Genomic DNA, 13655 nt, shown 5'->3' with positions numbered 1-13655 from the left:
CTGTGACGTCCTCGGGGAAGCTTCGCAAACCGCAATCCTTCGTTGCCAAGTACGAAGGCGGCGAGCGGCGGCTCGACGTCATCGAGTTCATCGCCATTGCTGAGGCGCTTGGGGCCGATCCGCTGAAGCTGTTGCGGCGCTTTTTGAGGGAGAGAACATAATCGTCCTGAAAAGCGATCGGCCAGCCTCTCAGGTTCACCAATGTTTCAATAGTGACCGGGGCACATCGGCGTCCGGACGCCCTAGCGGCTTTATGAGCGGCTCGGCCGCAAACTCGGGAGGAAGCGTCGGGCCGTCACGGCGGTTGAGAGGCCAGCCGGGCCTGCACAGCAAGCCAACAGCGATGACAGCGTCTGCTTGATGGGGTCCCCACCGGAACGCGTCCTGGAAGCACAAGGGGCTGCTCGAGCATTAGCTTCGTCTCAAGTAGGCCTTGCGACGCGTTTCTTTCTTTTGTAGAGCGCGGAAAGGCTGGGCATTACAAATGCATTTTGACCGTTTGGTCGACGAGATCTACGAAGCCGCGGTAGTCCCGGAGCGGTGGAAGATTGTCCTTGATAGATTGGCAAGTTTGGCTGACGCTGAAGGTGCACTCCTATTTGCCGCGGCGCCCGGGCTCCCCCGGTGGCTGTCGACCGACAGTATTCGCTCCCACATAGAAGCTTGGGTTGGTAGTCCCTTCTATCTGAAAAATCCTCGAGGAGAGCGGCTGGTCCCAATCAGAGAACCGCGCTTCCTTACCGATCTTGATGCATTCACTCTCGAGGAGCTGGAGCAAGAACCCTTTTACACTGATTTTCTTCGGCCTCGCGGTCTAGGCTGGTGCATCGGCACATCGATATACTCCCCGGCAGGAGACATCCTGGTTGTCTCGATCGAAAAGGCTCAGGAAAAAGGGCCCGTACCGCGAGAGGTGGCCGACCAGCTCGATTACCTTCGTCCCCATATCGCTCGCGCCGCCCTGCTGTCGGGACGCGTTGGTCTTGAGCGGGCGCGAGCTTCGGTTGAGAGTTTGAAGATGACTGGACTGGCGGCGGCTGTGCTCGGCCATGGTGGCAAGGTGCTCGCAGCTAACGACGCCCTGCTCGCCTATGAGCCCGACATTCGGATTGGCACTAGCTCGCAACTCGAATTTTCCAACCCAGCCGCTCATGCTCCTTTTGCCAGAGCGTCGGAAGGAATGTCCGCCTATTCCCATGGGGCTTCCATTCCAATTCGCAAGACACGCACGCGCGAGGCATTCGTGGTCCACGTTCTGCCGATGCGTGGATCGGGACGCGATGTCTTTTCGGGAGCCGAATTCCTGCTTTACGTGACACCAGTCATTCAGCAGCCGGGCCCGCCGCCGGAAATCCTTCAAGCGTTGTTCGACCTTTCGCCTGCCGAAGCCCGCGTTGCAGCAATGATTGCCAAAGGCAGCTCAGTAGATGCAACCGCGCAAGCGCTGTCGGTAAAGCCAAATACGATTCGCATGCAGCTCAAGGCAATCTTTGCAAAGACTGGCACTAGCCGGCAGGCTGAACTGGTGAGCCTGCTGCGCTTGGCACCTTCCAGGTAGCTGTATGCTAGGCCACCGAAAGCCAATCACGCGGCTGTTTAGGTTAAGCGGTGGTAGCCCGTGGGATTTCGCGCGCCTTTACCCAAATGGGTAAAGCAACCCCGCGAACTCCGGGTAAGATGGTTGCTAATTAATTACGCTGTCACCAAACAGCAAAGTGTTTTCAGAGGCAGGGACGCTTTCCAAGGGGCAAAGGGGGCTCCTCAAGCACACCCGCAGTCTGCCTGGACATCGCCACGGATACACCCGTGCGCGGCGCGTGAATGCGCGTGCGCCCTTTTGAGGAGGATGACGATCCATGATTATCACCGGCACAAACGGCAATGATGCCATCACCGGCACTGCCGGTGGAGATCTCATCAGCTCCGGCAATGGCAACGACACCATTAATGGGGCCGCCGGAAACGACATCATCGATGCGGGCAATGGCAACGACACCGTCAATGGCGGCGCAGGCCTCGACCTGATCTTTGGTCGCAACGGAAACGATACGCTGGATGGTAGATCTGGTAGCGACGTTGTTAGCGGCGGAAATGGCAGCGACGTTCTCATCTACGGTGCATCTGAAAACGTCAACGCGATTGACATCTACGATGGCGGCAACGGGCAAGACACTCTTCGCCTGATCGTCAGCCAATCCATGGCGAGCTCAGCTGCATTTCTTGCAGATATCGCGGCACTGCGGGCAAAGCTGGCGCACGGCAGTGCCACCTACCTCTTCAACAGCTTCGATCTCCTCGTAACAGACATCGAAAAGCTCCAAATCGTCATCGAGCCCAGCGCCAATCACCCCCCCGTTGCAGTGGCAGATGTCGCCGGCACCGACGAAGACACGACTCTCACGATTATTGCTTCTGCGTTGCTTGCCAACGATACCGACCCCGACGCTAACGATACAAAGACAATCGTATCCGTGCAGGGGGCGCAGCACGGCACCGTCTGGTTGAACAGCAGCGGCAACGTCGTGTTCACCGCCGATGCGGATTACTCAGGCCTCGCCAGCTTTACCTACACCATGAGAGACAGCGCCGGCGCAACATCGACAGCGACTGTCACGGTAAATGTTGCCGCCGTCAACGATGCCCCGACTGCTACAGGCCTCTCCGCTAATGAGACCTACACCGAGGACACGCCGCTCAATCTTACCGACATCGTTGTGACTGACGTTGATAGCGCCACTGTCACGGTGACGATGGCACTGTCGAATCCGGCTGCCGGAACGCTGAGTACGGGGACGTCGAACGGCGTAAATTCAACCTACGACGCGCAAACTGGTATCTGGTCGGCTTCCGGTTCGACCGCCGATGTCAATGCTTTGCTGGCGGGAGTAACCTTCAATCCAGCTGCGAACTTCAACGGAAGCTTCTCGATTGCGACCAGCGTCAGCGATGGAGTTGCTCCGCCAGTGATGGGCGCCAAGAACTTCAGCGGAATTGCCGTCAATGACGCTCCGACCGCAACGAACCTGACGGCTCCCGAAACCTATACGGAAGACACGCCGCTTGACCTCGCAGATATCGTCGTCACAGACGTTGACAGCAGCACGATCACGGTGACTCTCACGCTGTCAAACCCAGCGGCTGGCACGCTTAGCACCGGCAGCTCAGGCACGGTGGCTTCAGCTTACGCGGGCGGACTCTGGACGGCCTCGGGAGCCACGGCTGACGTCAATGCCTTGCTGGCGGGAGTAAAATTCATCCCGACAGCCAACTTCAATGGGAATTTCTCGATTGCCACGAGTGTCAGCGACGGCATAGCTGCCCCGCTGACCGGCACCAAGGCCTTCTCCGGCGTTGCGGTGAACGATGCCCCCGTCGTGTTCGGCGACATACTCGCCGCGACCGAAGGCTCCTCCATCACCTATACACGAGCCCAACTGCTCGGCAACGATACCGACATCGACAATTCCAGCGCGCAGCTCTCGATCAGCTCGGTGACTAGCGGAACGGGCGGTACCGCGGTGCTGAACAGCGATGGCAGCGTCACGTTCGCGCCTACTCATGATTTCAACGGCGCCGCGTCTTTCACCTACACTATCACTGATGGGGACCTGACCAGCACGCCCGCAACGGCGACCGTGAATATAGCGCCGGTAGCAACGGCTCCGACGATCACGCTCGATCGCATTGAGGTCGAGGTCACATCCGCGCCAATTGCTTTGAATATTCAGATCAGCGACCCCGACAGCAGCGACACGCTGGCCTCGACCGTTCAGATTACTGGCGTCCCGCCCGAATACATGCTGACTGCTGGGGCCCAATCCCCCGATGACCCGGGAGTCTGGATTATCACCTTGAGCGATGTGCCCGGCCTGGCTCTCCAGCTCAGGCCTGACGTCACGCCCGAAAAGCAGACCATCGCGCTGAGCATCACGGCGAGTTCTTTCGATCACGCAGATGTCGCACAAACAACTGAGGTTCTGAACATCCAGATCAATGATCCGGATCTGATCATCGCGGCCGACGGCTACATTGCCGACGCCCTGGTCTTTGTCGATCAGGCAGACGGAAACGGCACCTACAATGGCGTTCTCGATTTCGGTGAATTGTTTACTTACACCGCGAGCGATGGGACCTTCAGCCTGGATACATCGGGCGGTCTACTGGTGCTTCAGAGTGTTCATGACGGCGATCATAACACCATAGACGTGTTGACCGGGTTGCCGTTCAACGGCACGCTGAAGGCTCCTAGCGGCTCGACCGTCGTCACGCCGCTCACCAACCTGATCGTAGCGGTCGCGGGCGCCGGCGGCGACACCGCGGCAGCCGAAGCTTCCGTCAAGGCGGCCCTTGGACTTTCTGATGCGGTAAGCCTGACCACGCTGGATCCGATCGCCGGCACTGTCTCGGCCGCGCCCGGTGCGGCTGACGTTCTCGCCGCGTCAATCCAGGTGCAGGCGACCATGACTCAGCTCTCGGCGGCAACGGGTGCCTCTGCTGAGGCGGTGATTGTCGCGCTCGCCCAGACCGTGACCGCAGGCAATGTCGACCTCGGCGCGCCCTCGACGGTTTCTGCGCTCGCGAGTGCGGTCAACGATACGCTTCCGCCCGAGGAGCAGCTCTCGGCGACTGATCTCGATGCGATTTCTCAGGTCGTCCAGGAGTCCAACGCCCAAATTTCGAACAGCCTTGCGGAGACCACTGATCTCAGCCAGGTCGCTCAGGCGGCACAAGTGGCATTTGGCGGCACAACGCAGGCGCTCTCGGACGCCGCGAACGGCGCCAGCGGCACCACTTTTACCAGCGTGCAGAACGATTATACGGGCGCTGCGCTTGAGCAGAAAATCGCAGCGGCTCCGCTTACGCTGACGGGCACAGAAGTTGCCGACACGCTGCTCGGCGGCGACGGCGACGATTTGATTTCTGGTCTGGGTGGCAATGACACGCTCAAGGGCGGAGCCGGCGATGACGCGATTTCGGGTGGCGCGGGTAAGGACGCTCTGACCGGCGGGGACGGCAACGACAACCTCGATGGCGGTGCGGACTTCGACCGGGCCATATACGCTGAAGCGACCGGGGGCATTACCGTCCACCTTGGCGCGGGCACCGCAACCGGCCCGGGCGTCGGCACCGATACGCTGATCTCGATCGACGGCGTAATCGGCAGCAATTTCAACGACTACCTTGACAGCACGGGCTACACCGGCAGCACCGGCTTGCCCGGCGCCATAACTGGCTTCGCCGAATTTGAAGGCGGCGCGGGTGACGATACGATCATCGGCGGGAGAAACCTACAGGGCCATGCTCTGACGCGTGTGAGCTATCTCGGCGCATCCGCCGGCGTGACGGTCGACATCCAGACAGGACAGGCCTACGGAACGGATTCAGGCGATGTTGCTAATGTCGGCCACGATACGATCAGCAACATTCTGAATGTCTGGGGGTCGAACTACGCCGATACACTGCTCGGAAGCGACAACGGATCCGGCTCGTTCGAGGCATTCGAAGGGCGCCGTGGCAACGATTTCATCGATGGTCGCGGCGGCTATGACGTCGTCGTTTATGCGACCGACCTGACGACTACAACGGGCATCAATGTCAACATGGCTGCCGGCACTGTCACCGGCGATGCGACGGTCGGCACCGATACCCTACGCAATGTCGAAGCCGTGCGCGGCACCGCCTTCGCTGATTATTATAGCGCTTCGAACTTTGGCGCGGCAGGCACCGCCAATATCGGCTCGCTTGGCGCGTTCAACGACTTCCAGGGAGGTGGCGGAGACGACGTTATCGTTGGCAACGGCAATACCCGCGTCAACTACTCCAACGCGCTGGCCGGCGTTACCGTCACTTTGCAAACGAACCTGAATCAGGCAGGCGCTACTACGACGAGCGTTGTTGGCAGCGCGACTGGAACCACGGAAGGGACCGACTCCTTGACGGGCGTGAATGCCGCTCAGGGTTCCTCCTTTAACGACACGTTGCTGGGTAGCAACTTCAGCAATACTCTGACGGGCCTCGGTGGTGACGACTTCATCGACGGCCGCGGCGGGTTCGACACGGCAAGCTACAACAGCATGACGCTCGCCACCGGTGGCATCACCGTGATGATGACCGCTGGAACGGTGACCGACAACTACAACAACGTGATCGGCCACGACACGCTGAGATCAATCGAGGGCGTGCAGGGCACGAACTTCGACGATAATTACAATGCGGTCAATTATGGCGCTACAGGTTTCCTCGACGCCAACCTATACAATGTCGGCAACTTTACCACGTTCAACCAGTTCGAAGGTCTTGCTGGCAACGACACCATCACCGGCAACAACAATACGCGGCTGCTCTATACCAATGCCACGGCGGGAATAACCGCAACGTTCAGCGGCTCATTTGCCGGCACGGTCGTGGGCGCCGATGCATCTGTCGGCACCGACACATTTGCGGGTGTTAACAGCATCACCGGATCCGGCTTGGCCGACAGCATCACGGGTGACAACAACAACAACACCTTCGACGGTGGCGCCGGCAACGACACCATCAACGGCGGCGGTGGCAGCGACACCATTACCGGTGGCGCCGGGAACGATACGCTGGACGCCGGCAGCGGCGCCGACATGGCGGTCTATACCGCTACGTTCGCATCCTACGCCCTCGACGTCACTAGCCCCGGTGGCGGCACGATCTCCGGACCTAATGGTACCGACACCTTCAGCAATCTCGAGGTCCTGCAATTTTCCGATCGGTATCAAATGGTCGCCGCCGGGACAGGGGTGGGCGTCAACTCCATCAACGTCAGCAGCCTGGGTCTTGGCGGCAACACCAACACGTTCTTCGGCACGGCGAACAATGACTTCCTGACGATCGGTCAGAACCTTGGTGGTCATCAGATCGATCTGCAGGGCGGCACGGATACCCTCATCCTGGGCGTCACCGGAGGCTACACCCTCAATCTCGCCAACGTGGAAACCCTGGTAGGCACCGGCGGCAATGATTTCGTCGGCCTGATCAACAATGCCAATGATCTTGCGATAGATCTCGGCGGCGGCGGTAATGACGGCGTCAACCTCGCCAATGGCTTCAACACGGTCAGCGTGACCAACGTCGAGAACCTCAACGGCAGCGATTTTGCCGCCGGCAGCGTCTCGAACGATACTCTCACGCTCGGCAATGTTGTCAGCGGACTCACGGTCAACCTCGCCAACGGTAACAACACGCTGAACCTTGCGGCGGGTGGCGGTTCGTTCAACAATATTTTCAGCGTCCAGCACATCAACGGCACGTCGTCCAACGACGTCCTGACGGTCGCCAACAGCGTCTTCGAGCCGGGAAACAATCCGGTCATCGACCTCGGCGGCGGCGACAATACGCTCAATCTCGGGAGCGGCGGCAACCTGACTTTGCTGAACGTGCAGCACCTGAATGGCAGCGCGTTCGATAACTTCATTACGCTCAACAACAACGTCACCGGCATCGCCGTCGACCTCGGGGACGGAAGTAACGACAATCTCAACCTCGCCGCCGGTTCGAATTCGCTCAGCGTGGCCAATGTCGAGGGCATCGGCAGCAACGACTTCTTCGGTGGGCCAACGCCGGCATCGGACGATACTCTAACGCTGCTCAGTAACGTCAGCGGCGTGACCGTGAACCTGCAGGCCGGCAATAATACACTGAATCTTGCGGCTGGGACCAACTCGATCACTGCGTATAACGTGCAGAGCATCAAGGGCACGACGGAAACGGACGTGCTGACGATGCTCAACGACGCCGGCGGCGACACCATCGATCTTGGCGCAGGCACCGATACGCTGAACCTTGCGATGGGCGCCGGTGGCGTCTCGGTCAAGAACATCGAGAACGTGAACGGTTCTGCCGATACCGATTTCATCACGATTGCCGACTCCGCCAACCCGACCACGGTCACTGCTGGCGGCAACGTCGACTTCATCACGTTGAGCAACGGGCTGGACAACGTCCGCTACACCAGCGCGGCCGAATCTGCGGCCGGCGCCGGTGACGTCGTCACCAACTTTGACGCCGCCACGGACACCATTGTGCTCGATCATGTTGCGGGTCTGTCCGGGGAAGTGCACTTCGCAAGCAGCGGTGTCCTCAGCGGGACGCCGGCGGATCGTCATTCCGACGCGGTGCTCAATGGCAACCTGCTGCAAATCGATGTCGATGGCGACGGGCAGATCGGCGCAGGCGACATGGTGATCACGCTCAACGGCCTGACGGGAACGCTGAGCGACGCCAATTTTATCACCCTCGGCGTCAACCATGCCCCGACCGACATTTCGCTTGTCGGGTCGTCGGTAGCCGAGAACAGTGCCGCCGGAACCGTTATCGGCATCTTATCCGCCACCGATCCGGATGCGGCCGATACTGCGACCTTCAGCCTGGTCAATCCGACCGGGATGTTTGCCATCAACGGCAACAATCTGGTCGTGGCTGGCGCGATCGATTATGAGACCGGGGTCTCGCAGGAAGTGACCGTCCGTGTCGCCGACGCCGGTGGCCTCAGCTACGACACGACGTTCACCATCGCGGTGACCGATGCCGACGATACACCGACTGTGACGTCGGGCTCGACCGGCACGGTGGTGGAAAATGCCCCAACCAGCACCGTGGTCTATCAGGCCTTGGCCGTTGATCCCGATGCCACGGCACCCAACAACACCATCACTTGGAGCCTGACCGGAGCTGACGCGTCCGCCTTCACAATCGACAGCTCCGGCGCGGTCCGGCTGGTCAATTCGGCGAACTTTGAGGCCAAGAGCGCCTACAGCATCGACGTGGTGGCAACCGACGGCGGGGATCTGTCCGCCAGTCGGGCTGTCACGATCAGCGTCACCGATGCCGATGATGCGCCCACCGTGACTTCGGGCGCCACCGGCAGCGTTGCGGAGAATGCCGCAACCAGCACCGTGGTCTATCAGGCAACGGCCACCGATCCCGACGCAACTGCGCCCAACAACGCCATCAGCTGGAGCCTGACAGGGACGGATGCTGGTGCGTTCAGCATCGACGGCAACGGCCAGGTCACGCTGAACAATTCGGCGAATTACGAGGCCAAGAGCTCCTACAGCATCAATGTCGTGGCGACCGACGGAGGGAATCTGTCTGCCAGCCAGGCAGTCACGATCAACGTCAACGACGTCAACGAGGGACCCACGGTCACGTCCGGCGGCGCCGCCAGCGTTACCGAAAATGCCGCGGCGAGCACCGTGATCTACCAGGCCGTGGCGAGCGATCCCGACACGACTGCGCCGAACAACACCATTACCTGGAGCCTGTCGGGACCGGACGCGGCCTCCTTCAGCATCGACGCCAACGGCCAGCTCAGGTTGAACAGCCCTGCCAATTTCGAGACCAAGAGCTCGTATGCCATCAACGTTGTCGCAACCGACGGGGGGAATCTGTCCAGCAGCACGGCGGTGGCCGTCAGCATTACCAATGTCAACGAAGCGCCCACCGATGTCTTGCTGTCCAACGCTGCTGTTCCGCAGAGCACCGCCGCAGGCACGGTGGTGGGCGCCTTGTCCGCGATCGATCCGGATGCCGGCGATACCGCAATCTTCTCGCTGGTCGACGGCGCCGGTGGCCAGTTCTCGGTCAGCGGCAGCAATATCGTCGTTGCAGGCCCGCTGACCGCCGGCCCACAGCAGGTGACCGTGCATGTCACGGATTCCGGCAATCTGGGTTTCGACAAGACGCTCACGATCAACGTCAATGCCGGCGCGACGGTCGTTGGCGATGACGGCAACAATTCCGATCTGGTTGGCACCGCCGGCGATGACAGTATGTTCGGGCTCGGCGGCAATGACATCCTGCAGGGCCTAGCTGGCAACGATTCGCTTGACGGCGGGACCGGCCAGGACCTGGCCGTTTACAATGATGCGACAAACGCCATCACGATCAGCATGGCGGCCGGTACGGTCGCGGCGACAGATGCGGATGCCGGTATCGGGACCGATACGCTGCAATCCATCGAAGCCGTGGAGGGATCGGCCTTCAACGACACCTATAATGCGACGGGCTATTGGACTGGCGTTGGCACTCCCACCGGCACCAACCAAGGTTCGCCGTCGGTGACCGGACCGATCAACAACGCCTTCGAGGGGATGGGCGGCAACGACACCATCACCGGCAACGGCCGCACGACGGCAGTCTATTACCACGCTGCTGCCGGCGTGACCGTCACGCTCTCCACGGGGGCGAATCTGAGCACCAATGGCAGCGCCGTGAGTACAGGGCCTAACGACGCCGGCATCGGGACCGACACCCTGATTGGCGTCAACTGGGTCAGCGGTTCGGAGTTTGCCGACGTCTTCAACGGCGGAACCGGCAACGACGTGTTTAACGGCCGCGCCGGCAACGACCAGATCAACGGCGGCGCCGGATTTGATCTCGCTACTTACAACCCGACGTTCTACGACACTGTGACCGGCGGCATCAACGTCGACATGAAGACAGGCGTCGTGATCGGTGATGGGTCGATCGGCACCGATACGCTTCGCTCGATCGAATCAGTTCGCACTACCAATTTTGCGGATACCTACACGGCCGCTGGCTTCGGCGCACCCGGCAACCTGGATCCGAACAACTTCAACGTCGGCAACAACGGCACCTTCAACGAAGTCGAAGGTATGGGCGGCGACGATTCCATCACCGGCAACAATAATACCCGCGTATCGTACGTGAACGCGTCTGCCGCGGTGACTGTCAACCTCACCACCGGTCATGCATTCGGCACGGCCGCGAACGACATCGCAAATGTCGGTACGGATACGTTCAGCTTGACCGCAGGCAACCTGATCTCCCAGGTTCGCGCTTCGGCATTTGACGATACCATTGTCGGCAGCAACACGACCGCCTTCGCGGAGCTGTTCGATGGCTGGGCCGGCAACGACACGATCGATGGTCAAGGCGGCTTCGATATTGCTGTCTACCTCAACAATGTCATGGTGCAATCCGGCATCAACGCCAACATGACGACGGGACTCGTGGTCGGCGATGCCGCAATCGGCACGGATACGCTGAAGGGGATTGAGGGGATTCAAGGCACCAATTTCGCTGACACCTACACGGCGACCAATTTCGGCTCCGCGGGCTTCGTCAATCCCGCCGTCAACAATGTGGGCAACAGCGGCACCTTCAACCAGTTTGAAGGCATGGGCGGCAACGACACTATCAACGGCAACGGCAACACCCGCATCATCTATAGTTCTGCGCCGACCTCCGGCGTCACCATCAACCTGCTGGCCGGAAGCGCCAGCGGGGCTACCGTCGGCACCGACAATTTCGTCGGCGTCAACAGTGCGACGGGCAGCAATTTCAACGATACCTACAATGCCGCGAGCTTCACCGGCGTCACGTCGGCCGGGTCGTTCGGTACCTTCAACTTATTCGAAGGTCTCGTCGGTAACGATTCCATCACCGGCAACGGCAACACGCGTATCTCATATTCCCAGTCGGGGACCGGTGTCACGATCAACCTGGCCGATCCGGGCGCGGGCGCGCCCGGCGGCGCCACTGGCAAAGCCACGGGTACGGCAATCGGCACGGACTACATTTTTGGCGGCGTCAACAGTGTGCAGGGGTCGAACTCTGCTGACAGCCTGACCGGCAGCTCGGCTGATGAGACCTTCTTCGGCGGCGGTGGTAACGACACGATCAATGCCGGCGACGGCAACGACGGCATCACCGGCCAGGGCGGCAATGATATCATTGATGGCGGCGCTGGCACCGACATGGTGACCTTCACCGGGGGTCAAGGCCAGTACACCGTCACAGGCAGCGGAACCGTCACAGTAGCGAACACCAACGCCAATGGCGACGGCCAGGATACGCTGACCAACGTGGAGGCGCTGCAGTTCAGCGATGCCATCGTGCTGTTATCGGCGGGCACTGCGGGCAGCCCGACGGATATCTCCACCCAGCTTCTCAACGTCGGCAACGCCCCGGTGAACGGCACCGGCGGAGATGATTACGTCCGCATCGGCAGCAATATATTTGGCCACCAGCTTACCTTGGGCACGGGAACCGATACGGTGATCCTCAATCCGGCGGCGTTCGGTAGTTTCTTCAACCTCAACCTGAATGGCGTTGAGAGCGTGATTGGCACCAGTGGCGATGAGAACGTTTCGCTGGTGAACATTGCAGCCGGCCTTGTTATCGACCTCGGTGACGGCACCAACGACACCGTCAACCTTGCCGCCGGCACGAATACGCTGAGCCTCAGCGGCGCCGAGAACGTCTCCGGCACCGACTTCGGGACGAGCCCCGGCGTCAACGATGTCCTCTACCTGCAGAACCAGGTCGCTGGAATAAACATCAGCCTCGGCAACGGCGACAACACGATGAACCTGGCCGCCGGCGCCAATTCGTTCACCAATATCTTCGATGTCAATCACGTGAACGGCACGACCGACAATGACGTCCTGACGGTCACCAATTCAATCGCGGCGGCGAATGGCACGTCGATCGATCTCGGTGGCGGCGATGATACCGTTGTCGTCGGATCGGTCGCCTCGTTTTCCGCCCTCGGTGTCGAACATATCGCCGGCAACGGGTCAGACAGCAACGTGATCCTGACCTCAACCGTGAGCGCCATGACGGTTGATCTCGGCACCGGCAACGACACGCTCGGCCTCGCCAATGGTGCAAACTCGTTGAGCATCGTTGGCGTTGAAAACCTCAATGGCAGTGATTTTGGCGGCGTCGTTTCGGATGATGCGGTAACTTTGCAAAACGCGGTCACCGGCGTCACCGTCAATCTCGGTCAGGGCGCCAACACGCTGACGGTCGCCACCGGCAACAACTCCTTCGTCAACATGTTCGGCGTCAACCAGGTGAACGGCAGCTCGTCGGACGACACCGTGACCTTCCTCGGCAATCCTGCCGCGGCCGTCGATCTCGGCGACGGTACGGATACCGTGAACTTCGGCACCAACGTGTTGGGAATGACGGTATCCAATACCGAATACATCAACCTTAGCGCCAACTTCGATAACGTCACGATCAACAATGCATCGACCGGGAACACGACGATTACCGCGGGGACCGGCGCAGACGAGATCACCGCGAGCGCAGGCGAAGACAACTTCCGCTTTGTCAGCACGGTGGACTCGGCGGCTGGCCAAGCCGACACGATCCATAATTTCGATGCCGCCAGCGATACATTCACGTTCTCCGGCATGAGCATTGGCGGCGGTCACATCGAGTTCGTGGCTGGTGGAGGCGATCTCCTCGGCAACGGCCAAGCTTCGGCACATGTGCTGAACTCGGGGCCGGGCGCGGACATGCTCCAGGTCGACACCGATGGCGATGGCGCGTTCGACATGGAGGTCAGTTTGACAAACAGCACCGGACCCTTGCAGAACGACAACTTCTTGATCATCGCGTAAGGGGCGCCTAGCGATCGCATTTGACTGCGGCCTCAGGAAGTAGCCAAGCCGCGTGCTTCCCGCTTGCACGGAAGACGGCGCGAGACGCCTGCCGGAACCCTCTTGGCTGCCCAAGGCTACCCTGGGAGGGCTTGGCAGAGCTCCCGCTGGCCTATATGCGGAGATCGCGGGTGCTCCAGCAAACTTCTAAGCCACAGGTTTCCTCTGAAACAGCTGGACTTCTGCGCCGACCTGAGCGTGCATTCGACG

At 60.4% G+C, this 13655-nt stretch carries 2 protein-coding genes and 1 pseudogene; all 3 read left to right on the top strand.

Annotated elements, in window-relative coordinates; genetic code table 11:
* Positions 1–17 precede the first annotated feature (17 nt).
* Positions 18–161: pseudogene (locus tag I6F37_RS14180) on the top strand (XRE family transcriptional regulator); the annotation flags it as partial.
* 323 nt (positions 162–484) lie between these two features.
* The gene (locus tag I6F37_RS14175; protein ID WP_225151605.1) at positions 485–1558 is read left to right on the top strand and encodes a helix-turn-helix transcriptional regulator; all 1074 of its coding nucleotides are present in this window, start codon (positions 485–487) and stop codon (positions 1556–1558) included.
* Positions 1559–1856: 298 nt separating this feature from the next.
* On the top strand, positions 1857–13406 hold the full coding sequence (locus I6F37_RS14170; RefSeq protein ID WP_225151603.1) for a tandem-95 repeat protein: 11550 nt from the start codon (positions 1857–1859) through the stop codon (positions 13404–13406).
* Positions 13407–13655: the final 249 nt, after the last annotated feature.

Origin of the sequence: Bradyrhizobium sp. NBAIM08, from assembly GCF_020193935.1 — a bacterium.
GTDB lineage: Bacteria > Pseudomonadota > Alphaproteobacteria > Rhizobiales > Xanthobacteraceae > Bradyrhizobium > Bradyrhizobium yuanmingense.
Note: the sequence above shows the minus strand (reverse complement) of the source record. Positions and strands in the feature narration are given on the sequence as shown.